22 protein-coding genes are annotated in these 23,066 nt (G+C 51.4%); 13 read left to right on the top strand and 9 right to left on the bottom strand.

The features are described 5' to 3' along the window. Positions 1-20 precede the first annotated feature (20 nt). Positions 21-278 carry a LasR-specific antiactivator QslA gene (locus HBO23_RS10135; protein WP_042558350.1) on the bottom strand — a complete coding sequence of 86 codons (258 nt, stop codon included), beginning with the start codon at positions 276-278 and terminating at the stop codon, positions 21-23. A 158-nt stretch (positions 279-436) separates the two neighbouring features. Between HBO23_RS10135 and HBO23_RS10130 the strand changes: the two genes are divergently transcribed. The 5 genes from HBO23_RS10130 to HBO23_RS10110 all read left to right on the top strand — a co-directional run bounded on the left by HBO23_RS10130 (position 437) and on the right by HBO23_RS10110 (position 5,011). After that, on the top strand, positions 437-691 hold the full coding sequence (locus HBO23_RS10130; RefSeq protein ID WP_042558349.1) for a helix-turn-helix transcriptional regulator: 255 nt from the start codon (positions 437-439) through the stop codon (positions 689-691). 105 nt (positions 692-796) lie between these two features. Then, on the top strand, positions 797-1,753 hold the full coding sequence (locus tag HBO23_RS10125; RefSeq protein WP_042558348.1) for a TIGR03756 family integrating conjugative element protein: 957 nt from the start codon (positions 797-799) through the stop codon (positions 1,751-1,753). Continuing rightward, complete coding sequence (locus HBO23_RS10120; RefSeq protein ID WP_042558347.1) at positions 1,750-3,132, top strand: integrating conjugative element protein; 1,383 nt, start codon at positions 1,750-1,752, stop codon at positions 3,130-3,132. Before HBO23_RS10125 ends, HBO23_RS10120 begins: the two co-directional genes overlap by 4 nt. 3 nt (positions 3,133-3,135) lie before the next feature. Continuing rightward, on the top strand, positions 3,136-3,444 hold the full coding sequence (locus HBO23_RS10115) for a hypothetical protein (protein ID WP_042558346.1): 309 nt from the start codon (positions 3,136-3,138) through the stop codon (positions 3,442-3,444). Positions 3,445-3,454: 10 nt separating this feature from the next. After that, positions 3,455-5,011, top strand: coding sequence for a conjugal transfer protein TraG N-terminal domain-containing protein (locus HBO23_RS10110; protein WP_042558345.1), 1,557 nt, complete (start codon positions 3,455-3,457; stop codon positions 5,009-5,011). Between the two features lie 8 nt (positions 5,012-5,019). On the opposite strand, the gene HBO23_RS10105 is transcribed toward HBO23_RS10110, so the two are convergent. Next, the gene (locus HBO23_RS10105) at positions 5,020-5,385 is read right to left on the bottom strand and encodes a DUF3742 family protein (protein ID WP_080896003.1); all 366 of its coding nucleotides are present in this window, start codon (positions 5,383-5,385) and stop codon (positions 5,020-5,022) included. 455 nt (positions 5,386-5,840) lie between these two features. On the opposite strand from HBO23_RS10105, the gene HBO23_RS10100 reads away from it, so the two are divergent. Together HBO23_RS10100 and HBO23_RS10095 are read left to right on the top strand one after the other, a co-directional pair. Next, positions 5,841-6,170 (top strand): hypothetical protein, encoded by a 330-nt coding sequence (locus HBO23_RS10100; protein WP_042558344.1) that lies wholly within the window; start codon positions 5,841-5,843, stop codon positions 6,168-6,170. Positions 6,171-6,300: 130 nt separating this feature from the next. Continuing rightward, positions 6,301-7,260, top strand: coding sequence for a zincin-like metallopeptidase domain-containing protein (locus HBO23_RS10095; protein WP_042558343.1), 960 nt, complete (start codon positions 6,301-6,303; stop codon positions 7,258-7,260). Positions 7,261-7,389: 129 nt separating this feature from the next. Here the strand turns inward: HBO23_RS10095 and HBO23_RS10090 are convergent, their stop codons facing one another. Further along, positions 7,390-7,587, bottom strand: a complete 198-nt coding sequence (locus HBO23_RS10090) for a hypothetical protein (protein WP_007901093.1) — start codon at positions 7,585-7,587, stop codon at positions 7,390-7,392. A gap of 221 nt (positions 7,588-7,808) precedes the next feature. Here HBO23_RS10090 and mobH point away from each other — a divergent pair, with 221 nt between their 5' ends. Continuing rightward, a complete protein-coding gene (mobH, locus tag HBO23_RS10085) occupies positions 7,809-9,548 on the top strand; it encodes a MobH family relaxase (protein WP_042558342.1) in 1,740 nt (579 codons plus the stop codon). 107 nt (positions 9,549-9,655) lie between these two features. On the opposite strand, the gene HBO23_RS10080 is transcribed toward mobH, so the two are convergent. Genes HBO23_RS10080 through HBO23_RS10070 form a run of 3 tightly spaced genes read right to left on the bottom strand, consistent with a single transcriptional unit; the run spans position 9,656 to position 13,901 of the window. Further along, positions 9,656-10,330, bottom strand: a complete 675-nt coding sequence (locus tag HBO23_RS10080; protein WP_131672193.1) for a hypothetical protein — start codon at positions 10,328-10,330, stop codon at positions 9,656-9,658. Between the two features lie 2 nt (positions 10,331-10,332). After that, positions 10,333-13,398: an N-6 DNA methylase gene (locus tag HBO23_RS10075; RefSeq protein ID WP_042558341.1), complete on the bottom strand. Its 3,066-nt coding sequence runs from the start codon at positions 13,396-13,398 to the stop codon at positions 10,333-10,335. Positions 13,399-13,445: 47 nt separating this feature from the next. Continuing rightward, positions 13,446-13,901: a hypothetical protein gene (locus tag HBO23_RS10070; protein ID WP_042561996.1), complete on the bottom strand. Its 456-nt coding sequence runs from the start codon at positions 13,899-13,901 to the stop codon at positions 13,446-13,448. A 703-nt stretch (positions 13,902-14,604) separates the two neighbouring features. Between HBO23_RS10070 and HBO23_RS10065 the strand changes: the two genes are divergently transcribed. Beyond that, entirely contained in the window at positions 14,605-15,936 is a 1,332-nt protein-coding gene (locus tag HBO23_RS10065; RefSeq protein ID WP_170037988.1) for a site-specific integrase, read from the top strand. Positions 15,937-15,996: 60 nt separating this feature from the next. Further along, positions 15,997-17,013 carry a hypothetical protein gene (locus tag HBO23_RS10060; RefSeq protein ID WP_170037986.1) on the top strand — a complete coding sequence of 339 codons (1,017 nt, stop codon included), beginning with the start codon at positions 15,997-15,999 and terminating at the stop codon, positions 17,011-17,013. A gap of 13 nt (positions 17,014-17,026) precedes the next feature. Here HBO23_RS10060 and HBO23_RS34100 read toward each other — a convergent pair whose 3' ends face one another. From HBO23_RS34100 to HBO23_RS10045, 3 genes are all read right to left on the bottom strand, one after another. Further along, a complete protein-coding gene (locus HBO23_RS34100; RefSeq protein ID WP_170037984.1) occupies positions 17,027-18,127 on the bottom strand; it encodes an inovirus-type Gp2 protein in 1,101 nt (366 codons plus the stop codon). A gap of 327 nt (positions 18,128-18,454) precedes the next feature. Next, entirely contained in the window at positions 18,455-19,909 is a 1,455-nt protein-coding gene (locus HBO23_RS10050) for a YfjI family protein (protein ID WP_170037982.1), read from the bottom strand. Between the two features lie 28 nt (positions 19,910-19,937). After that, on the bottom strand, positions 19,938-20,174 hold the full coding sequence (locus tag HBO23_RS10045; protein ID WP_081036802.1) for an AlpA family phage regulatory protein: 237 nt from the start codon (positions 20,172-20,174) through the stop codon (positions 19,938-19,940). 405 nt (positions 20,175-20,579) lie between these two features. Here HBO23_RS10045 and HBO23_RS10040 point away from each other — a divergent pair, with 405 nt between their 5' ends. From HBO23_RS10040 to HBO23_RS10030, 3 genes are all read left to right on the top strand, one after another. Further along, positions 20,580-20,909, top strand: a complete 330-nt coding sequence (locus HBO23_RS10040; protein WP_170037980.1) for a hypothetical protein — start codon at positions 20,580-20,582, stop codon at positions 20,907-20,909. Positions 20,910-20,980: 71 nt separating this feature from the next. Continuing rightward, entirely contained in the window at positions 20,981-21,949 is a 969-nt protein-coding gene (locus tag HBO23_RS10035) for a DUF932 domain-containing protein (protein WP_032902033.1), read from the top strand. A gap of 81 nt (positions 21,950-22,030) precedes the next feature. Continuing rightward, entirely contained in the window at positions 22,031-23,035 is a 1,005-nt protein-coding gene (locus tag HBO23_RS10030; protein ID WP_032902034.1) for a lambda-exonuclease family protein, read from the top strand. Positions 23,036-23,066: the final 31 nt, after the last annotated feature.

Here is a 23,066-nt window from a genome sequence, read left to right as displayed (position 1 = left end):
GCTCTAAAACGAGATAACGGTTATTGCCGTACTCCCCGGAGACGCTGCTGAACCCTCAACAAAAATCCGGCTTCAAAGGCATCCTGACAGTCACCGACAGGGAAGGACTTGCGGGTTTGCGCCAGCTCCCACCACAGCGGAATTTCGCCAGGCGCATCAAGCCAAGCCTGGGCGCATTGCACGCCACGCTCAATCATTGAGGAAAATTCGCTACCCCACGGCGTCAAAAGACTTGGACAACCATCCGCCGGCGGAATTGAAATGTAGTTTTCGTCCATATACACCCTAAATTTCTGATTTATTTTCAGACGCAAAGGCCAGCTTCGAAAACATATAGGCTCTAGGTACCAGCCATAAGCATTCAAATCGCATAGAGCAATGCTAATGCAGACTATATCCCGTGGATTGAGAGTCCCTCAAGGCGCAATTTGCGCGCATGACTCAAGACTACGAACAGCTTCGTCTGCGGCTGGCGGAAAATATCCGCTTGATGCGACGCGTGAAAAACCTTAGCCAGGAGCAGCTCGCGCTCATGGCCGAGGTGGATCGCACCTACGTCAGTCAAATCGAACGATGCACGGGCAATCCGTCGCTGTTGGTTCTGTGCAAGCTCGCCAATATTTTGGAAATTACGGCAGATCAGTTACTTGTGGAACCCGACATCCTGCGCAGCTTCCTTCACGTCAAATAATAGTCTCACGTCTCGCAAACCCGATACACCCGCTTCCATAATTTCCGCTGACAATCTCCAGCCCCTCACCGAATCTGCCCAGGCCATACATATTGAGCCTGGATTATGACTGCCGTCTGCTCGTCAATATCTCCCGCAAAGCTAAGACCCTTGGCACTGAGCATCCTGCTGGCATGCGGTCCAAGCATGGCGCTGGACACCGGAAGCATCACGTCCTCCGTGCTTTCGCCAGACTGCCTCGAATACAGGGTCGTCGGCATTTGCTTCTGGCTGCTCTGCACACCGTTCGGCTGCACAGTCAAAACCTCGACCAAGGTTCGTCATTTCATTCCTGAACTGGTGGTCTCAAGCTACACCGCCACGGGCAATAACCCCTGGATCGAGATGGCCACCCTTTCCTCTCCCGTCAGCGGTGCGGAAGGTGGCGGCAACCTTATCACCCCGAACCCCCACCGCAACAACCTGCCCCGGTTCAAAAACGTCGATGGTATAGGCCACCCTGGCGGATGGGCAGCCACGCAACTGGCTTCACAATCCGGCTACGCCTGCGCCAGCGGCGCAACTGCATTCATGCCCTACTATTTGAGTACCTTGGACTCACTGGCCTGGCGCCATGGCATCCCGGAAAATTTCTACCCCGAGTCACTTGTGCCAGGGGTCCGCGAAGTCGGTAGTCAAGTTTTAGGAAACATGTGGGGCAACGTTTATCCCCGGCAGGGTTTTCTGGTACAGCCCGACGATTTCAAGGCAGCCGCAGTCATGGCACAACGGGCCGGTGATGTAGTTACCCGAAACTGGCAGCCGCATGTGTACTTACCACTCACACCAGCCAGACACGACGGCTACTGGCCACCTGGCCCGATCGTCGAAAACGACGCTTCGACCCACAAATGGCAATTGCTCTCCCCCCAAATTCAGCCCACGTGCGCCATCTTCCCCAGCAATCCAGTCCAGAGCGCGGATGGCGGATACGCCTGGTCGCTTTGGCGTCCCTATAGCTGCTGCAAACGTGAGGGGCAGACCTTTCTGTTCAGTATCGACTTCGAAGGAGGTGCTTCATGAGCCGGCTTCTCGCACGACCATGGTTGGGCGCGATGAGTCTGTTGTTCTGTGGACTGCTTGCCATGGCCACGCATGCCCACTCCGCCGAAGACGATTACCGCCTGGGCACTCAAGGCGAAGTGCTCGATGACCGCGTGATGTACACCATTGGTGGCGGCTCGGCAGTCGGTTCACCGAGTTCGCTCTATCGACCCAGTGGTCTCGGTGTCGGTGGTTCTTGGCGAGCGAACATGATGTGCGGAAACATGAGCCTCACCAACACCCTGCAAAACCAGCTGAACGGCGTCACCGAAGGTTTTCAGCAGATCATGGGTAGCGTCGTGCAGAACGCGACCCAAGCGGTGATGTCGCTGCCGGCGTTGATCATCCAGCGCGCCAATCCAGGACTCTATGAGTTGCTCAGCAACGGAGTGATGCAAGGTCGTATCGACTTCGACCGTTCCAAGCTGACCTGTCAGGCCATGGCCGAAAAGATGGCGGACAAAGTAGGTCAAGCCGGCTGGGGTGCACTGGCCAAGAACCAAGAAATGCAAGGCAACCTGGAGCAAACCGGCGGCGATGCAGTGGCCGCGGTGAAAAATACCGAGGCCCATAACGGCAACAATGGAGTGACCTGGGTCGGCGGTTCGAAGGCTGGTGGTGATGGGCAGACGCCCATTCGGGTGACCTCCGACGTGGTGCGTGCGGGCTACAACTTGCTGCATAACCGGACGGTGGACGACAGTGCCTCGATCAGTAGCAGCGATTGCCTGGGTGGCGCTATTTGCCAGACATGGACCTCGCCCCAAGAGGAATCCGAATGGGCCGTTCGAGTGTTGGGTGAGAGCGAAGTCGCGACCTGCGATAGCTGCGAAACCCTGCGTGCGACCGCAGGCAGTGGACTGACGCCGCTGATCCAGGAGGCCTATAACGAGCGCCTTAAGGCCTTGCAAGGGCTGTTGTCTGGCTCTCTGCCCCCTATCCCTGACAACCTGGCGAAAGCCTCCAGCCCGATGCTGCCGGTGAGCCGTGGTGTGATCGAAGCCCTGCGCGACGATCCCGATCAGGATCTGCTGGCACGACGCCTGGCTAGTGAGACGGCCCTGTCCAGCGTCCTGGACAAGGCACTGCTGCTACTGCGCACACTACTGGCAGGCAGTCACGAACCCAACATCGCCTCCGCCGAGCCGGCCCAGACCGCCTTGACGAAAAACATCGACGCTTTGGAGCGTGAAATACGCCTGCTGCAGACCGAACTGCAGGTTCGACAAATGCTGGCTACCAACACCGCCAGCCTCGTGCTCGATCGACATGCGGGTGGTGCCGAGGCTTCGCGCACCGTCGAGCAAGGTGACCCTGAGCCGGGTCGACTCAATGATGCTGACGCCAGGCGCAAGTGAGCCATGAAACGCTCACCGCTATTCACTTTGCTTTCAAGTCTGGGGATTGTTGCGGTGATGATCTTGACCGCCTCACTGGCCGCCTGGATCGGTCGTACCGCGCTGGGTAGTTTCGACGCCTGGCAGCAGGCATTCGAATCCGCACAGCCTTATCTGCGGTGGTGGCGTGCGCTGCTTTACGGCGCTCTCTTTGCACTCTGGTGGGACCTGCTTCGGCGCTACCAACATCGACCACAGGATCGACGGCGCATAAAACGCATCGGGACATTAGGACTCCTGCTCTTTATCTGCGTCGAGCTCACCCGACTGTGAGGTCATTACCATGCTCATGAGCACCAACAGTTACTTGGAGTTTTACCTCTCTCTCCTGGCCTGGATCATCAACAACGGCCTCTGGAGTGTCCTGTCCGACACAGGACTGTTCGCCGCGCCCTTTGGTGCAATCATCTTGCAGGAATGGTTATCTGCCCGTCAGCAAGGCGCGGACGAAGGCAACAAGGGGCTGCTCTCGGTGCCACGGATCGAGAACCGGTTGTGGCTGGCCTACATCGTCGTCTTGTTCGGTTGCGCGCCTGTCTTTCCGTTGAGTCTCGCCTCTATGGCGTTCGATGATGCGGCGAGTCAGCGCTGCGGCGTAAGTGTGGCCAAACCAGCAGAAACCGCCTGGGGGACGACCTTCAATACCATCGGCGGGCGCTCCGCCAATGTGCCGATCTGGTGGTTTCTGGTGCATGCTTTGAGCAAAGGCGTGACTGCGGCAGCCACCGCCTCCATCCCTTGCGCACCGGATATCCGACAAATGCGCATGGAGATCGACAGCTCGCGCATCGATAATCAGGTCCTACTGCAGGAAGTCGCCGACTTCACCCGCGACTGCTACGGCTATTCCCGTTCTCGGCTGTTCACCAACCGTCCGCAGTTGGACAAAGCACAAAGTCACGACGCAGCGTGGATCGGGTCAAGCTTTTTTCTCGACACACCCGGCTACTACGATACGGATCGCTCACGTACACCGAGAGTCAGCTGGCCGTATGACGACAACCGCGATGTTTCCTTACCGCGGCTGGAGAATGGCGCGGGCTACCCCACCTGTAAACAGTGGTGGAGCGACAGCGGTGTCGGTCTACGCGAACGCTTGATCGAGCAGGTTAATCCCTCGTTGCTGACTCAGTTGAAAGGTTGGTTGACTGGGCGTTCGAGCAACGAGATCGAAGATGCCACCCTTCGCGAGCTGGTTAGTCCGCGCCAGCAATCGATGTCCATGTCGCCCGGACAGGTGTATCAGGACTACGGCTCCAGCGCTCGTGGCGGTTCGATCAATCAGGGGCTCAATAACCTGGCCACCAATACCGGGTTGGCCCTCGGTTCCTTCAGCAACTTCCCGGCAATGAATGCACTACGCGCAGCCTTGCCGATGGTGCAGGCATTCCTGATCATGGGCGTCATCATCAGCTTGCCGCTGATCCTGCTGGTCAGTACCTACCAGCTGAAGACCGTCATGACGGTGACGTTTGCCATGTTCACCTTACACATGCTGAGCTTCTGGTGGGAACTGGCGCGCTGGGTCGACTCCAGCATGCTCGATACGTTGTACAACCAAGTGTCAGCGTCAAATCAGGTGCTGTTGTCGCTGCCCACATCAGGCCTCATGGATGGAACCGTCACGGCGCAGGTGATCGAGTATGTAATGGGGGCGATGTTCATCGTGCTACCGATGCTTTTTCTCGGGGCAATGAGTTGGGCCGGATATAGCGTAGGTTCAGGCGTAGAAGGAATGCTCAGCAGGGGAACCCACGCAGCACAGACAGCGAGCTCTAACGGGACCTCTCAGTTGATGAGCGGTGCAAGAATTGTTTCGGGTAAATCGAGCTCAAAGTAACCAAGAGCCTACTTCAGAGAACCCCATTTATCGTAACGCTCAGGCCAAGAAGTTCTATGCATTGGATCATCGAGATCGTCACTATCTGGAGTGTCTGACCCCTGAAATGGGACAGCTGCAAATACGACAATTGTGCACATCAGCACAAACAACCAGAAGCTGACAAAAAGAAATGCTCCGAACAGAGCGAACTTAGCAGTCAGAAAACTCCCGCGAACAAGAAATTTACCTGCGGGCACACCTGCGGTCTCGGCACGCTCAACCACGCGGGATTCAAAAGTTTTCAACCTACGGTAGCTACGCTTCACCGACAGACCACAGGCATACGCCCAGCGGTGGGCACGTGAATTCTGAACAGGTTGCTGAGTCGGCATGGTCTCGTCCTCTTCTGAGCGTTTTCATGGTTGAGCCTGGAGGAATAGGCTACTACTGAAAACGGCCCATACCTGACCGTTTATCAGTTTCCCCGGCCGAAAAATCCTCATTGGAAGCCAGAAGACAAGCTCTGCGAAACATCGTCTCTACAGCGATTGACCCAGATAAATCGTCCGGCTAAATACAAGGTGCGGATCGCTGTTATCGACAGCACTTTCCCAGGTAGCCAGAACCTTCAAGGCTACGTCACTTCGATGGTGGTTCCCCCCAAGTGCGATTAGCGTTCGGTGGCTCGCACGATGACCGTTTCTACGGTAATGAACGCCTACTGCTCTTATGAGCGCCTTTCGAGCTCTGCCCGTGAGGTAAGCCCTCTTGATTTTCTTCAACCCACTGCGGGGAAATCTTTCTCCGCACGGGAAAGGTTTCTTCGCGTTCTCAACGGAGACATACCATGCCCGACTCACTTACACCGGAAACACTGAACACCCTCCGGTTGCCCATCGTGTTCACCCCTGGCGCGTGGCAGCACGCAGTAATGCTCGAGCAATCCGATCACGCTGAGAAGCTGCAGGTCGATCGGTTGAGCCACGTATTGCGCGCAGCCTTCGAAGCCCACCTGGCCTATCCACAAAAGCCCTATGTGCTGTTCGAGGTAGTCCACATTGAACCAACCGATCAATTCGACCACGACCCGTTGCTGCAGTTGAGTCTCAGCCTACTCCAAGAACCGGGTCAGCCTGGCGCCTTACTGATAGCGCTTGCAGGAGAACACCAGCGCTAAGCGCAATGGGCGGCGCCCACCTCCACATTCGGATGGTATGCAGGCCTGCATCAATCCAGCCCATCACCCACCGGGGAACCCTCCCCCGGCGGGCAAGGCGTTCCTCCATTTTTCTCTCGAGGAAATTGCCATGCGCGATATCTACCAAGACGTGACAGACAAGATCGTTACCGCGTTAGACCAAGGCGTTGCTCCCTGGATCAAACCCTGGTCCTCAAGTGGCTCCGCTTACATCGGCCATCAACCCTACCCCATCAATGCCATCACGCGACGTCCGTATTCGGGCATCAATTTACCGCTGCTCTGGGCCGAGGCCAGATTGCAGGGGTTCACTCAAGATCGTTGGCTGACCTTCAACCAAGCTAAAAAGGCCGGTGGGCACATCCGTAAGGGTGAACACAGCACTCTGGCTGTGCTCTACAAGCCTAGGGAGCGCGAGGAACAGACTGAGTCAGGCCAACCCGTACTCGATGAAAACGGTCAGCCTAAGGTCGCTCACTTCGGCATTCTCAGGACACATTTTCTGTTCAACATCGAGCAAACGGAAGGGCTCGAAATGCTCAATGGCACCCTGCTCGAGACGGAACAGAGTGATCCCTTCCAGCCCAACAGCGCCGCGGAAAATCTGCTTTTAAGTTCAGGTGCACGCATCGTTCATCGGCCTGCCGACGAAGCCTTTTACCATCCGATCAGGGATCTCATCCAACTGCCGACAAAGGCACAATTTCACGATGAAAGCGGGTACTACGCCACGGCACTTCATGAGCTGACGCACTGGACCGGGCATCACTCTCGGTTGCAGCGCGAAGGCGTGACGTCAGCCTGTCCGTTCGGCTCGCCAGGCTACGCGTTTGAGGAGTTGATCGCCGAGATGGGCGCAGCTTTTTTATGTGCCTACGCCGGTATACAGGGAGAGCTACGGCACGAGGGCTACATCGACTCCTGGCTCGGCCTGCTCAAGGCTGACAAACGCGCGATCTTTCGCGCCAGTGGTCAGGCCCGAAGCGCCTCGGAGTATGTACTCAACCTGGAGCAGCAACTGAAGCAGATGGTAATGGATGACTCACGATGCATGAACGATGGAGTTTGAGCGTTAACTCACCGTTGCAATCGCATCACAGGGCCCAACGCGAGTTGGGCCCTGTGATGCGCCCAGAAAAATCCCATGCCGCGGTGCTCTAATGCAAAGAGTCAGGGATGGGCACACACTCGCAGCCTGTCATTCCGCATCCAGGTTCTGCGCCAGAAAATCCACCAGCTCGAGCGGACTTCGGCTATCGATTACCTTGTAGATCAGATCACGTTTACTGCGCGGCAACTTCTTGACCACGCTCTTCGCCGAGGCCCGGACGGCTTCGTCGGTCCCATGGATACGTGCCGCGAGCAGCAGCACAAGCGTGGCGTCAGTGAGGTTCATGGCAAGACCTAAAAAATATGCACCGCAGTGTATCGATTCTTTTCTTTTCCGTACTAGCCCCAAAAAATGATGCCTAGGAGAATCCATATTCCGATTGCCGCACAAAGGGACACGAGCCAAAAAGGACGGGTAAGGGTTGGAAGGGAATGGGCACTCAAGGGTAAGAGCGCTATCCGAAAAGGCTAAAAGGCCACTGACCCAGCCACTTCCCGGAGGTCACGATGCTCAGTCTGTTTCGCCACAAAAGTCAGAAGCCCCCTCCGCCACCGACACAGAGCGCCACCGAAGGTTACCTGCCCATCGAGTCGGCCCACAGCTTGTTAGCCGCGGAGCACCGCCGCCAGTTGCTCGATCGCATCTGGCAGTACACCGCCCTCTCCCACGCGCAGTTCATCCAGCTTTATTTAAATCCGATTCATCGCTACGCCGAGCAGGTCCAGCAACTCCCGGCCAGCGAGACGCACCACCATGCGTATCTCGGTGGCATGCTTGACCATGGCCTGGAGCTGGTAGCTTGCAGTTTGAAACTGCGTCAGTCGTATCTACTTCCCACCGGCGCCGCGCCCGAAGACCAAGCCGCCCAGACCGATGCCTGGTCGGCTGGCATCGCCTATGGCGCCCTGCTGCATGACATCGGCAAGATCGCCGTGGACCTGCTGGTCGAACGCCAGGATGGCCGTGTTTGGCATCCTTGGCAGGGCTCCCTGGATCAGCCCTACCGTTTTCGTTACATCAAGGGTCGTGACTACCACCTGCACGGCGCCGCCGCAGGCTTGCTCTACACCCAAATTCTCGACCGCCCAATCCTCGATTGGCTCAGTGGATTTCCGCCACTGTGGGCCAGTCTGCTGTATGTCCTGGCGGGCCAGTACGAACGTGCCGGCGTGCTCGGTGAGTTGGTGATGCAGGCCGACCGTGTTTCCACCGCACAGAACATCGGTGGTAACCCGAGCAAGGCGCTGCAAGCACCGATTCATTCGCTGCAACATCACTTGATCAGCGGACTACGTCATCTGGTTCAGCACGAGCTGAAACTTAATCAGCCGGGGGCCGCGGGTTGGTTGACTCAGGACGCGCTGTGGCTGGTCAGCAAGACGGTCACCGACAAGCTGCGAGCTTATCTGCTGTCGCAAGCGATAGAAGGCATTCCCTCCTCCAACCTCGCGGTGTTCGACGAACTCCAGTCACATGGGTTGGTTGAGTCCACCCCAGAAGGCAAAGCCATCTGGACCGCGCTTGTCGCACAGGGAAGCTGGGAGCAGACCTTTACATTTCTTCGCCTTCAACCGGCGTTGATTTGGGGGAGCGAAGACCGCCCCGAAACTTTTAGCGGAACGGTGAGCGTGGCAGTCGATGACCACCCGACTGACGCTCCGGCATCACCAGCAGCGCCGGAGACCGTCAGTGCAGGATCGCGTCAAAGCCCATCGCAGCCCGATCCAATGACGATGGAAAATGCCGACTATCTCGGCACGTTGTTGGATATGTTCGAGCTGGAAGAGTCTGAGGTCAGCAATGTATCGTCAGCAGGCACCCTCGAAATCTCAAATCCTTCATCGGACAACCCTGGTCAGACATTCCTGAATTGGGTCAAGGAAGGGATCCTCAGCCATAAGCTGATCATCAATGACAGCAAGGCCAAAATCCACACGGTGAGTGGTACTGTATTTCTGGTAACTCCTGGTCTCTTCCAACGTTATGTCCAGGAGTTTCCTGGCATAGCCAAGAGGGTCGATCAAGAGATTGAAGAATGGCGTTGGGTACAGAAGCAGTTCGAGAATCTGAAGGTCCACAGGAAGCGAGACAACGGCCTGAACATCTGGGCATGCCAAGTGCAGGGCCCTAGGAAGAGAACCACTCTGAAGGGGTATGTGATTGAGGAACCAAAGCTATTTTTTGAACTGACTCCCCCAGATAACCCCTTTCTAAAAATCGACGATATTGCCTCCACGGGTCACTAACAACAATCCTCCTTCTGCCCAACAAATATATACAACTTTAAACATATATTTATGCATTAGTGAAACGCCACCAACCAGCAACAACACTTTCGCTCAGCACATAAAATCTAAACAACTGGGCAAGGGAGCAACGTATGTAGAATAACTATAGGAAGAGACGGATTCTGCGTTATTCTAAAATGACTGGTATCAAAATGTACCTGCCCTCCCATCATAGAAGGGGAAACAGCTACATCCCCGTTGGGAGCTGGAATGCAATTCAGCCTTTTTGGATAATCGGCGCTAGCAATATATCGGGCCAAATCACCTGCCTCCTTTATCAAATCCAATGGACTAAAAGCGCACATAATTCCATATTCATGACCGACAGCATATTTTCCGTCAATAAAACGATTCAAACCGTCAAAGCAATATTTCCATTTACTACTTGCTGAACCATCTAGTTTTTTGAATTCAAGAACTAAGTGCGGAGTACCTGGAGCGCCTAAAATTACGCGAATATCTGCCCTGGCGATTCGAGAGACATCACCATTGGCGGCGCGGCGCAACTCCCAAGTTTCAGCCTGGAAGTCACAATCCATTCCCCAATCGAAACGACGGTCTTCGTCGCTTAGGGCCTCGCATAGATTATCAGTTAACGTCGGCTCATCTTTCTCAAATGAAATTGCTGATGGCGAGGTTTGCAATAGAGAAGACCAAGTATCACTCATATAAACGAGGACATCAGGTATCTTCGGCCCAGGAAATAGGCGAAACCAAGCTGCTGAGATTGAGGAACTCATAACTAATTGCGCCCCCAAGCTGCGGCCTGAACTGTCTGAACAATCAAGTCAGCATCAGCAAGAGCGGTTCTAGCAAGCCAAAACCGACGCCTTAACGGCTTTACAAAGTAAAATGCTTCTCCTGCAGCAACCAAAATATTGGGGACATTGAATAATTTGCCCTCGGACTCTACCGAATGGTTAGCTTCTAGCCCTGCATAGAGATCACCGATCAGTCGTTGATAAGCAGAATCGGCAACATTAAGCCCACCGGTGCTGGACTCCCCAACAGAAACTCTAACTGCCCCAAAAAAGCCCTTAGCTCCATCTATAACAGCTTCCACTGTCAGCTCTCCCGCGCCTCTGCTACGACTGCGCCAAAGCGCAAGCTCTGTTTTAAAAACAGTTAAATAACGATCAATCTCATCGTTCGACGGTCTATCAAGCAAAGGGGTCGTAAGACCTTGATAGTTTGAAGGTTGAATTGAAGAAGCAATAACGTCGACAGTGTCGGTTATTAGTACACGCTCAGCCTCAGCAAGCATGAAATAATCAAAAACCAAATTATCAAGCTGAACTTTTACTGCATCATATGCTGATTCACGATGCAACTCAGACTCCGCCGAAATCTTATCCAGCAGCTGACAGGACTTAAATATTATTTCCTTTGCAAGCTCTGGTTTTTTGTGCGCCTCCGGCGAGCAAAATGGAAAACGCTCAACATCATCAATCGCAACACGAGGACGCTCACCGATCACCGAGTAACCTGTCATTATCAACATATACGTCGCTATCGGAGATCTAAGATAAATCATAAGAAACTTAAGAAGATTAGCATCAACTGATGCCCCGCCTATTGCCCCAATAGATGAGGTAAAAGCAAAGGGGACTTCTGAATAGATCGCCCTAATAACATAAGATTCAGACAAGCCATCTGGAAATATTACTCTAGGCCCCGAGTAAAGCTTCGCATTTTTTCCACCAGGACTTGCAACTATAGGATAAAAATCTGCAAGCCGAGCAAGTTGCGCATCAGCAGAAACTATTGGATAGACTCTAGGCAATCTATCTGCCGGCATCAACGAGAGATCAGCTAGCACACCTAGTTCGCGATCTCGATTACTGTGATTGGCAGCATGAAATCCTTTTCCAGAAAGCCAAGGACTTTCACGTGACTCCATAGTTTCTTTGACACTCCCAAAACGCTGAAGCCGTCGAAGTAATTTTTGATCGCGCTTTTCCCCCCAATAACTTGAAATAAGCAAGTAGTTATCTTGATATATTTCTTTGGCTGAAATTATCTTTTTATCGGCCTCGTGTAATGCCAGCCGCCCCAACGCCAGTGTTACATCGGTCTTAGGGGCCCAATACTCGACGTACTCACTTCCAAGTGAGATGATTTCGTCTTCAAAGCTTCTCGGCCGAGCCCGGACGACAGCGCATGGATGTTTAGCTGCCGGAAAAAGTAGCCGCCTCACATCAGCAAAGTTTATTATCCTTTCGATTCTTACATCTTCTAGCCAACGCCGTCTAAAATCACCTGATTGATCACTAGCACCAATTACAAGATTTAAAGGCATGATCAAAACAATAACACTATTTACTTTAACGCAACTCGTGGCTTTAAAAGCGTATCCAGCTGCAATTTGACGACGCCCAACTGGGTAAGGAGGTACATGTTTACGACACCACTCCTCCCAGACTGGCTTTTCACTATTATCAGACTCACGCCAAGGCGGATTAGATAAAAGAATATCAAACTTACGCTTACCTGAAAATGGATTATCTTCCGAGAAAAAATCTCCGTACAGCTCTCCTTTTTGAATATTTAGACCAGAGCCAACTAGACGAGGAAGTTTTAAGCTATTATCTGTCTGAAGGCGCATTACCTCTTCAGAATCTAAGCCTTCAAGTAGAGAAAGGTATAAACTGAACGCAGTTATCCAGCAAGCCGTTTCATCTATGTCGTTTCCGAAAAGATTTGATTCCATCAGAGCTACGCGTTCTGAAAATGTAAGTCGTCTCCCTCCACTTACTTCCGCATGCCTGAGCATCTTCCTAAATGCACTTGTTAGAAGAATACCAGAACCACATGCTCCGTCATATACGGTGCAACCAGCCGGATTATCAAAGCTCTCAAATGCTTGCTCAGTAACTAGGCTAGCCAAGTGCCGAGGAGTATAATAAGCTCCTAGCGCTCCCTGTCGATCTTTCAACAGCGTCTCATATATACCTGAAATAAGCTCAACTGGAATATGACTAAAATCATACTGCCAGAACGCCCCCTGCCCAGTTTCAAAATCTACAGCCTCTAAGAAGCGCTTTATACATCTGAAACATTGCTCATTGAGCACAACCCAATCTGGGGCGCCACCATCTCTAGAGCTGAGAAAGTCACCATTGAAATCAAATTTTAGTTGGCGTAACAGACTGTCAACACCCTCACCATCTGACTTAGCCACATAATCTTCTAACCTTTCAAGATTATGAGTTGCACGATATCCCTCACCAACAATACCTCTTTGTTCGAGGTAACATAAGAAAATGACTTGAGCCATTAATGCTTCTGCTTGACTACTACCAAGTCCTTCTTTTGCCAACTGCTTGACAACTTGTCTTAAATTAGCAAGCAAACGTTGATCTACCCTTTCCTCCGGCAAAAACCAATGCGAGAGGCGATCCTTAATAAATCCAGACTGCACTTCGTAGGCCGACCAATACCCTTGGGCAACAACAGCCTCACGTGATAGAACCTCGGGCTCAGCTTCTCTATCGTTTACCGAATACGCCACCAACCCATCAGGATCAAGAACAAGAACCACCGATGCTAAGTTCTGATTCCAGACCCGCTGACATATTTGCTCGACTCTTTTCTGACGCGGCAGCTGTAATGTTTGGGAGTCTATAAAGCAAACTGTAGGTACTTCCCCTACACAGAAGACTGCAGACGCGGAAATTCCTCCGCCAATCTCCAGCATTTCCTCAATTTCAGATGCGTAGGGCCTAGTTCCAATACTGTCGCCGGCCCGGTACAGCTCGTGCGGGAACTTTATATAGGCTAGATCGCTAAGCCATTGCTCAAGCAGCATGATTGTTGTCCATAGACCAAAATAGCAATATCCCACTCATGTCGTATCTACTTAACTGCAATGGCTGGAAAAAGATGAAATTGGTGCGACTCATCTGAAGGCTCAAACTCAGATGAAAGGATTTCTAAATGTGGATTCATATTAATTACTAATGCATCACCGTTAAAACTTGAATATTCTCGATACTGATACAGTGTAAATTCACCGCCAGGCTTAATCACAAGCACCGAGTCATATAAAGCGGGGAAGGAATGATTTTTGAGCTTTTGCGCCAGTCCCAGAAACAAATTTTTCTGAGATGTCAGCTCAACATGGAACTTTTCTCTCAACACAACTGCCAGTCGAAGCAAAAGCACTGTCTGCCATGAATACAATGCGCGAGAACCTGGTCCAGACGGCTTCTCATCGGGCACGATAAGGTGTCGACGAGATGTCCACTCCCTCAGCTGGTCTGATGTCAGCCCTGTGAGCGCTTGAACTGCAGCCGCCTTGATGAGTCGCATCAGTTGCCCCTTCGCTCCGCCATACATCCAAGCGGGCATCATACCCACTTAAATTACTGTTATCTATGCTTACCTCGTAGACAAGGCAAGAAACAGTCTGCTGACCTAGATACGCTAAGCACTATTCAACAGCCACTCCAGCCCCCCACCTGCAATCCTGCGCTGTGTACTCGGCAACCCGATGGGCTATCCCAGACGCAACCTCCAATTGAAGGCCAGTCATCATCCGGAGTGCACCCGCATACCAAAAACCAGGTTTCAACTCCCAGGGGCGGGATAAAGGATCGATGTTGGTGTCTCCCAGCACGCGCGCAACTTCCCTCCACACACACCTCGTTGACGCTGCCTACCTGAGTCCACGTACAATATGCATCACAAAAAATGACCAAAAAAATTTGTGGGAGTAAATGCGGGAGTAATTTTTCAGACATGAAAAAGCCCAACCTTCGCAGATTGGGCTAAGTCATTGAAAAATATGGTCGGGACGGAGTGATTCGAACACTCTACCCCTAGCACCTCATAAAGGTGAATCACAATCCAATCCAGTCTAAACAATTCCAGGAACAAGGCCTAAAGCACTGTATTTACTAGGCCAATACAGTTTACACAGTCCAACCGCTTCCGATAGCATTCTACCAAAGCCAGCGAGAAACGGTGACCCAACGGTGACCATCTGGAGCCTGGCCTTTATGAGGAAGCGAAAGTGGCGACGATCACCGACAAACAGATGAACGCAAAACCAGCCAAACCTACCTGGCTGATCGAGGATGCTCCTCGCGGCTGCGGCCGATTCATGGCACGTCTTCGCCCAGATGGCGAACGCCTGTTTTACTTCAGGTATACCAACACCAGCGGTGGAAGAGTGTTTCTGCCCATAGGTGCATATGACGCCACTGGCACTGATGGACTTACCCTCAAGGAAGCAAGAACTAAAGCTGGAGAGTGGTCACGCCTCTACCAAAGTGGAACTCGCAACTTACGTGAACATCTGGATGCCGAGGAAGCTGGCCGTATCGCAGCCCGAGATGGTGAATTGACACGACTCACCGCCGAGAAAGCAGAAGCCGAAGCCGAGCAAGCTCGCCAGGCGGCACGCAAGACTGTTACCGACCTATTCGAGCACTGGGCTAAGGTTGATCTCATCAACCGCAAGGACAAGGGTGCAGAGGCTCGTCGGATGTTTGAAAAGGACGTTCTGCCCTTCTTGGGCGACGTGGCTGTCGCTGATGTGAAAAAGGGTCATATCACCGAGGTGACAGATGCCCTCCTCGCTCGCGGTGTAAACCGTATGGCCAAGATGGTTTTTTCGCTTATGCGTCAAATGTTCCGCTTTGCCGTAGACCGCGACCTTATTGAGCACGATCCCAGTGCCAGTATCCGCAAAGCTAAGATAGGCGGCAAAGATACTGAACGCGACCGAGTACTGAGTGATGACGAAATCAAGCTGCTTGCTAAGAAAGCCCCTGATGCAGGACTGCTAGTCACCACCGAAGCTGCAATCTGGATTGCCCTATCGACCTGCTGTCGAATTGGTGAGCTCCTGAGCGCCCGATGGGAGCATATCGATCTAGAGCAAAGCACTTGGCTGATTCCGTCCGAGAATAGTAAAAACGGCAAACCGCACAGCATCATCCTTTCAGACTTTGCCATTAGCCACTTCAAGCGCGTAAAGAAGATCAATAGCCTGTCACCTTGGTGCTACCCGAACACCTACATAACTGACCATGTATGCCCTAAAACGGTAACCAAGCAGCTGGGAGATCGCCAGCGCCTTCCGGAACAAGGCTCCATGAGCCGACGTAGCGCCAAAGCCCAAGCACTGTTGCTACCAGGCGGAAAGTGGACGCCTCACGACCTGCGGCGTACAGGCGCGACGATTATGACTGCTATTGGCGTGCTTCCTGAAGTGGCTGAACGTTGCCTCAACCACACAGAGGAAAATAAGGTAAAACGCATTTATCAGCGTCATAGCTATGCTAAAGAAATGGCGGAGGCTTGGGAACTTCTCGGCAAGCATTTATCCGGCCTGATATAGACAACCACTCCAACCGCCCAGAGAAAAGACTAGCAGCGCTACACAAGGACACGATTACAAATGAAAAACAAAGAGTTTGTTATATCAGTAACTGAATTTCTTGAGGAGCACAGCATCTCCGAAAGTGAATTCAAAGACAGAATCGAAAAGCTGCAGATTTCCCTTTTATGCCGCCGCCCTAGAAATGTTGCAGTTCACGTATCAGGCTCGGCTATCGTCGCAGGTTCAGATGAGCTACAAACAGCACAAAGCCTATTTAAGCGGCATAGGGGCACACCTTTCAGCGAAGAGCACGATTACCACGCAATTGTAGAATCCAACATTAAATTCTTCTCCATACCCCCCTCTGAGTGGGCTGAAATTATAGATTACGGAGAAATCCTAAAGGATAATTTTAGCTGTGCCTTTATCAGCAGCATCAAAGAAGGACTTTCAGTAATTTCGGCGATTGAACAACTAAAAGCACAATTAAAACCCTATCCATCCCTTGTGGTTGACGCAGGATTTTTTGTGACTAACCGAAAAAGCAACCAGCCACAAGAAGAAAAAATTACCGCCGCGGAAATACTAATTAAAAAAGAAGACACTCAAAAAATCCTTAATGAAGGAATGGAGGAGAGCCGCTACAGTCAAAAAATGGAATGGATGTCAGAGGATCTTGCAATCCTGAACGAAGCATCAGATAGATTCATCAAAAAAGAACAAATCACCTCAATCGATCAAAAAAAAGAACTTATCGAAAAAATAAAAGACTGGCTAAAATCTAGATTCAGCCTCAGAGGCGGTGATCTTCTAGATCAGGCGGCTTATGCAATACTTCCAGACAGGCTCTATGAGTACACACCAATTGAAAAGCCAGGCAATGAAACCATCAAAGAATATCCTTCCCATGCCTCAATCTCGTTGATTATGATAAACGAGGCGGCAAAGCTTTTCTGGAAACAAAGCCAAGAAAGCACCAAAAAATATCACCCCAAAAAGGAAACAATTAAAAACCATTTGTGCGATGAGTGCGGGCTAACAGTAAAGCTTGCCGTAGCAGCTGCCAGTATTATCAGCTTAAAGCCTAGAAAGTAATCAAAAAGGCTTTCTACACAGAACCATTAGGCGCCGCCTGAGCAGGACATGAACGTCTAGGGCGCCCTCTCTTCATAGTTTTCAGCTTTGGCATATTTCCCCTGAAAAATGACCTGCCACTATCAGCAGAGAGCCGTACCCAATAGTCCACTTTCGTAAGATATGACGCCACCCTATTCTTCAAAGCGCTTACCCTGTCCAGCTGATTAAAACTAATCATACCTATTCCAAGATATTTATATTTATCCTTTACTGCATTACAATTGAAATAGCGCCCTGTTCCTGCCGTAATTGAGTCCCGCCAATACTCACCAACCATTCTAGCCAAAACCCCATCCTGGCGATGATTTGATCCATTATAAAAAAGCAACAAATGAAAATGAAACCCCTTTAGCTGTCCATATTCCAGCTTACAAGCAAACCCTAACAACCCATAAACTGGAATGCCCTTGTGTAGATCTTTCTGCATTTTTGCCCAATGTACCTTTACCTTATTAACATCGCCATAAAAATCCTCACGACCACTTACAAAGCCTGACTGATAAGACAAATCAACACGCACAACAAGCATCCTAGAGTGCTTGGCGAAAAGAGCGTCTATATAACCTTCCAAGCTGTTAACTCGCTTAACGGACGCTTTACGGAATCGTTTCAAAACGGCTTTAAAAGCATCACTGGCCAGCTCCAGCCGCACAAACTCTACGAGATCATTCATTCTAACTAAAAAAGCCTCAGCGGCTCCATTGCGTAAATCCCGCCAGACTCTGAGCGAATGAAGTTCATCGACTCGATCAACACATCTGAAAAAAAACTCCACATAAGGATTAACTACATGACAGGGGAAGTACTGTTCAAGCATTCCCTTCCCCCTCTTCAGTTTGTCAACAAAATAGCGACCAAGCCTCTCAGCCTTAACCTTTACCCCGTAAAGTTGATGAGTATAAGAAGAGAACAAAAAGCCCTTACTATCAGCAAGCTCACACATTAATTTCTCAATAGAACGCAACTCCAACACCAAGCTTTCCTCTACCCTTAAAACAGGAAGCCCTCCGACCTCCTCAACCATTAGATCTAACGACCCTCCATTATCGATCCAATCAACTTCATCTATCACTCACTGATTCCTCAAGAAGCCAGCAACATGGCTTTGGGGGGCCATGCTGCTGACAAATGATCAGTTGACATCACAACCGTCAACTATTGCACCATCAACTTACCTAACCAATTAACTAAACATCAAACAACTGATTTAATTAAACTTAACAACCAAACTACAAACCTAACAATCTAATTAAATAGTAATACATAATCAAGCAATAACCACCTTGAACATATTTCCTATAAAACCTAGACAAACAAACCAACACAACTCGTAAACAACTAACGCTAAATATCAAAAACAACCAAAAAAGTTAGTACCCCGAAAAGAGACTAGCATCATCTACAAACCACCCTGCCAAGGACAGAGATCAACATAAATAGTTTTGCCCCCAGGATAATTCAAAATCCGGATAGCACTGTTATTTACCAGTCGCAAAAGAACATGCTCAAGAGCAGCTTTCTTTCTAAACTTCCCAGGCCCGCATTGCAAAATATAATTTTTTTTAACAAAACGCTTACCCACCTTACGAAAACTATCAAGCCAGCAATTTAATTCCTGCTCTTCATCGTTCTCTTTAGAGTTCTCCCCAAACAACTTTATAAAATCATTGGAGTACCATTTAGCAAGATCCGTTGCCGCCTGCAAGGTTGACATCGAAATATCACCCTCAAACCCTTCAAAACAATGAAGCAATGCAGCCAACCTAGAAATAACCTCAACTAACTTTGAACCATGATCACCTAGCCCATACAGTATTCCACCTGCACACATCCTTGACTCAATATCATTCGCAATCTCTACCCAAAGCCGAGCCGCTTCGGAGTCGAATCCGATCACTTCTTTTTCTTTTTTATTTCCTCTGAAACAAATAAGATCCATCTCAAGAAAGTGCTCCAACCGCGAGGCAAATTGTGTTTGATGATACCAGGACGGTACGTGAGTGCTTACATATCTAGTCCCCTGTGTTGAAGCCGGGCGACAGATTAGAAAGCGCGCCCACAAACCAGATCCCCTAGACACCCCGCCTTTATGAGCCATGTACTTCGAAAATACGCTCTCCTGGACCATAAGAGAGACTGTCAGCCGTGCGTCAACAAGTTTAAAGCTTTCCGCCGTCTTACGATCAATTGTGATTGAGTCACCACTCCAAATCGCATTTTGCTTTGAAAGGTCATTAAAGGCGCGCCCTTCTAAAACACCTCCACCTTCACTTGAAATCAAACCAGCCGCAGGTAAATTTTCGTACATCCCATGAAACAAAGCCTCAGAGGTTGAGTCCTCATACAAGATCTTAAATTCTTTTGGCTTAGCTGGGGCTTCTTTCTCTAAAGCCAATAGAACCTTCTCCTCTTCGTCAGCAGAAAGCCCTTTTGATGCTTTTTTCATAATCGCTTTTAATACTCCGTTACGTCGAACCATCCAGGTATCGTACTTAACTTTCCACACCGACTGACTCTCCTTCACCTCCTCGCCCTGTTTAGCCTGAAAGGCCCTAATCGGCTTCAAAAAAACATTCTCAACCGTTGACTTTCTTTCACCCGAGTCAGCAATAGCCAGAAGCATCAGCGAGGTCGGAGCGACCTGGCCATTGGGTTTACGAATATCTACAAGGCCCTGCAAGACAACAGAGATTGCAGTTAGGGCCGCATTTTGAATCAATCCACGCGGAGCCTGAATATTAGCTTGAGCCTCATTTATTGCTGCATCCAGCAAGGGAAATTGCGACAAACTCGGATATGAATCATCTCCGAAATTAGACTTATTTGCGCTATTTCTGAAATAGTTAAAATACATAGCTCACCCAAAAATACAACAAACAACATTAAGAAACTGCAGCAGACATAACGCCCGCCATTGACCATTGATTCTGCCTAGACAGCCTCACACACTCTTCCACCCACGAATTTATTTCACTCTCAATCCAACGCACAGATGTTTTCCCGACACGTATCTGCTTTGGGAATTTCGCATCATAATGACGCGAGGCCACATTTAGCTTGTTATAAATAGTTGACCTTGAAAGACCCGTTCGCGTTAAAACATCTCTCAAGCGAAGCATAACCAACGCTTCTGATTTTTCATTAAACATCATTACACCCGTTAGGACTGGACGAGGCAATCCTATAAGCAGCAACTCAAATCTCAAAGAACGTGAGCGTAACGCTTGCTAACGTTACGCCTTAGAACATGCCACTTTGAAAGCAATTCTGTCTCGCGCCTCAAAATAGAATGTATCTCCCCTTAGCCAGTACTATTCCAGCTATTAATAGCAAAAATAGCTGCCCTTAACGCCAAACCTCACATTCAGATTCCGCCCACAACGTCCCTCCCTGGGATGTTGTTTTGGCAAGCCTCATTCAAAAAAAACTCAGACCTATATCACCTAGATGAACGCTCAACGATGAGCGCGTCATTCAGCATTTCTGCGTGATACGTGTACTCAGCAAACAGAGAGGAATCATTTATGTACACCCCGTGCCCGAGCTGCAATTCAGGACGAGTGGTTACTAAAAATATCGGTAAACAAACGGGTGGATTAATTGGTGCGGCAGGCGGTGTGGCCAGCGGTGCCGCCGGCGCCCTTTCAGGCGCAGAAGCCGGCGCGGTGCTGGGAGTAGTCGGCGGGCCGGTGGGAATCGCTATCGGCAGCATCGCCGGGGCGATTTTGGGTGGTCTGTTCGGTGGGGTCGCAGGTGGCATTGCCGGGGCCACGCTGGGCGAGCAGATCGATGAAAAAATCCTTCACAACTATCAGTGCCTGGCGTGCGGTTACAGCTTCAGCGTCAACCGTTAAGTCGTTGTGAACAGGCGTCGTTGGTTAATGAAACGACGCGCTTTTCCCTTCATTCGCAAGGAATCATTCCCATGGCTCATCTCGTTGAACAAATGGCTTACGTTGGTGCCACGCCCTGGCATGGTCTGGGCAGTCGCCTCTCCCCCAAACAACCGCTCGAAGTCTGGCAGCGTGAAGCGGGTATGGACTGGCAGATTCAGGAAAGCCCGGTCCATTTTAAGTCTGACGCCATCGGGCACCTGGGCTCAATTCATACCTTCCCTGAGCAGAAGGTGCTATATCGCTCCGACACCAAGGCCCCTCTGTCGGTGGTTTCTCAGCGCTACCAGGTCGTGCAGCCGCGTGAGGTCTTGGAGTTTTATCGCGATCTCACCGAAGTCTCGGGCTACGAACTGGAAACCGCTGGAGTGCTCAAAGGCGGTCGCAAGTTCTGGGCGCTGGCCCGTACTGGGCAAGGCACGACGCTCCGTGGTAACGACCAGGTGAATGGCTACCTACTGCTGGCCACCTCCTGTGATGGCACTCTGGCCACCACAGCGACCCCGACCACCGTGCGCGTGGTCTGCAACAACACCCTGACCATCGCTCTGGATGGCACCACCCGCGCGATCAAGGTACCGCACAACACCCGCTTCGATCCGCAGGCGGTGAAAAAGCAGTTAGGCATCGCCGTTTCACAGTGGGACACCTTCATGCATCGAATGCGCACTCTGTCTGAACGCAAGGTGCAGTGGCATGAAGCGATGGGCTTTTTCATGAGCGTTGTGTGTGACGTCCCCCCCAATAGCAAACTGCCCGAAGTCCTGCCGAACGAGCGCGCATTGCGCAAGGTTCAAAGCCTATACGAAGGCGGAGGTCGCGGCGCCACGCTGGAATCGGCCCAAGGAACTGCGTGGGGCTTGCTCAATGCGGTGACCGAGTACGTTGATCACGAGCGACGTGCCCGAAGTACTGAATACCGCATGGACTCGGCTTGGTTTGGCCAAGGGGCTCTCATCAAACAACGCGCCCTGCAAGCCGCATTGCAACTCGCCGCCTAGCTCCACTCACTTAATCAACTATTAAAGCGCCTGGTCAGCTTCTGCTGGCTGGGCGTTTTTTATGCCGCACAGGAAAACATCATGCACACACAAACTCTGCAACACCCCAGTAACAAACCCCGTCCCGCCTTACGCCTGGTGGGGACCAAACAACTGCCGCGTGAGGACTGGTTGGCAGTTCGCAAACAAGGTATCGGCAGTTCGGATGCCGCAGCAGCCGTCGGACTTAACCCATATAAATCCCAGTTGGAGCTGTGGCTGGAGAAAACTGGGCGTGACACCTCACTGCCCAAACTCGATCCACAGGATGAAGACAGCCCAGCTTACTGGGGCAACATTTTGGAGCCTATCGTGGCGACGCATTACAGCCGGCGCAGCGGTCATCGGGTCCGCCGCATCAATGCGGTGCTGCAGCATCCTGATCCAAAACTGGCCTGGATGCTGGCCAACATCGACCGAGAGGTGATCGGCGCGCCAGAGGTGCAGATCCTCGAATGTAAAACGGCCGGTATCAACGGGGCTCGCCTCTGGAAAGAAGGTGTACCGGAGTATGTGCAGTTGCAGGTCATGCATCAGCTCGCCGTCACCGGCAAGCAGGCGGCGGATGTGGCGGTACTGCTCGGTGGCCAGCACCTGGAGGTCCATCGCATCGAACGGGACGAATCGATGATTGCTCGGCTGATCGACCTGGAGCGGTTGTTCTGGGATTACGTGGTCAGTGACACCCCACCACAGGCCGATGGCACGGCCTCAGCAGACGCGGCATTGCGCTGCCTCTACCCCGAGGATAACGGGCAGACCCTGGACTTCAGCCAACAAACGGAGTTGGCCAGCACCTACCTAGAGCTCAAGGCTGTTCGCCAGCGCATTGCTCAGCAAGAGACGCGTGAGGCGCAGCTCAAGCAGGTCCTGCAGCAGGCCATGGGTGAAGCCACCCGTGCAGAGTTTGCGGAAGGCTACATCAGCTGGAAGAAGTCCAAAGACAGCCTTGGTCTGGATGTCGAACAGATGCTCAAGGACAAACCCTACCTGCAGGCCCGCTACCCCAAGATCAAAACAGGCAGTCGCCGCTTCCTGATCGGCTGAATCATCCCACTCACCCACGCCACCCGGACCG

Origin of the sequence: Pseudomonas sp. WS 5532 (assembly GCF_012985445.1) — a bacterium.
Classification (GTDB): Bacteria; Pseudomonadota; Gammaproteobacteria; order Pseudomonadales; family Pseudomonadaceae; genus Aquipseudomonas; species Aquipseudomonas edaphica.
Note: the sequence above shows the minus strand (reverse complement) of the source record. Positions and strands in the feature narration are given on the sequence as shown.

Coding starts and splice junctions, on each gene's coding strand:
- HBO23_RS10135 (WP_042558350.1), bottom strand. CDS start 278: ATGGACGAAAACTACATTTCAATTCCGCCGGCGGATGGTTGTCCAAGT.
- HBO23_RS10130 (WP_042558349.1), top strand. CDS start 437: ATGACTCAAGACTACGAACAGCTTCGTCTGCGGCTGGCGGAAAATATC.
- HBO23_RS10125 (WP_042558348.1), top strand. CDS start 797: ATGACTGCCGTCTGCTCGTCAATATCTCCCGCAAAGCTAAGACCCTTG.
- HBO23_RS10120 (WP_042558347.1), top strand. CDS start 1,750: ATGAGCCGGCTTCTCGCACGACCATGGTTGGGCGCGATGAGTCTGTTG.
- HBO23_RS10115 (WP_042558346.1), top strand. CDS start 3,136: ATGAAACGCTCACCGCTATTCACTTTGCTTTCAAGTCTGGGGATTGTT.
- HBO23_RS10110 (WP_042558345.1), top strand. CDS start 3,455: ATGCTCATGAGCACCAACAGTTACTTGGAGTTTTACCTCTCTCTCCTG.
- HBO23_RS10105 (WP_080896003.1), bottom strand. CDS start 5,385: ATGCCGACTCAGCAACCTGTTCAGAATTCACGTGCCCACCGCTGGGCG.
- HBO23_RS10100 (WP_042558344.1), top strand. CDS start 5,841: ATGCCCGACTCACTTACACCGGAAACACTGAACACCCTCCGGTTGCCC.
- HBO23_RS10095 (WP_042558343.1), top strand. CDS start 6,301: ATGCGCGATATCTACCAAGACGTGACAGACAAGATCGTTACCGCGTTA.
- HBO23_RS10090 (WP_007901093.1), bottom strand. CDS start 7,587: ATGAACCTCACTGACGCCACGCTTGTGCTGCTGCTCGCGGCACGTATC.
- mobH (WP_042558342.1), top strand. CDS start 7,809: ATGCTCAGTCTGTTTCGCCACAAAAGTCAGAAGCCCCCTCCGCCACCG.
- HBO23_RS10080 (WP_131672193.1), bottom strand. CDS start 10,330: ATGAGTTCCTCAATCTCAGCAGCTTGGTTTCGCCTATTTCCTGGGCCG.
- HBO23_RS10075 (WP_042558341.1), bottom strand. CDS start 13,398: ATGCTGCTTGAGCAATGGCTTAGCGATCTAGCCTATATAAAGTTCCCG.
- HBO23_RS10070 (WP_042561996.1), bottom strand. CDS start 13,901: ATGCGACTCATCAAGGCGGCTGCAGTTCAAGCGCTCACAGGGCTGACA.
- HBO23_RS10060 (WP_170037986.1), top strand. CDS start 15,997: ATGAAAAACAAAGAGTTTGTTATATCAGTAACTGAATTTCTTGAGGAG.
- HBO23_RS10050 (WP_170037982.1), bottom strand. CDS start 19,909: ATGTATTTTAACTATTTCAGAAATAGCGCAAATAAGTCTAATTTCGGA.
- HBO23_RS10045 (WP_081036802.1), bottom strand. CDS start 20,174: ATGCTTCGCTTGAGAGATGTTTTAACGCGAACGGGTCTTTCAAGGTCA.
- HBO23_RS10040 (WP_170037980.1), top strand. CDS start 20,580: ATGTACACCCCGTGCCCGAGCTGCAATTCAGGACGAGTGGTTACTAAA.
- HBO23_RS10035 (WP_032902033.1), top strand. CDS start 20,981: ATGGCTCATCTCGTTGAACAAATGGCTTACGTTGGTGCCACGCCCTGG.
- HBO23_RS10030 (WP_032902034.1), top strand. CDS start 22,031: ATGCACACACAAACTCTGCAACACCCCAGTAACAAACCCCGTCCCGCC.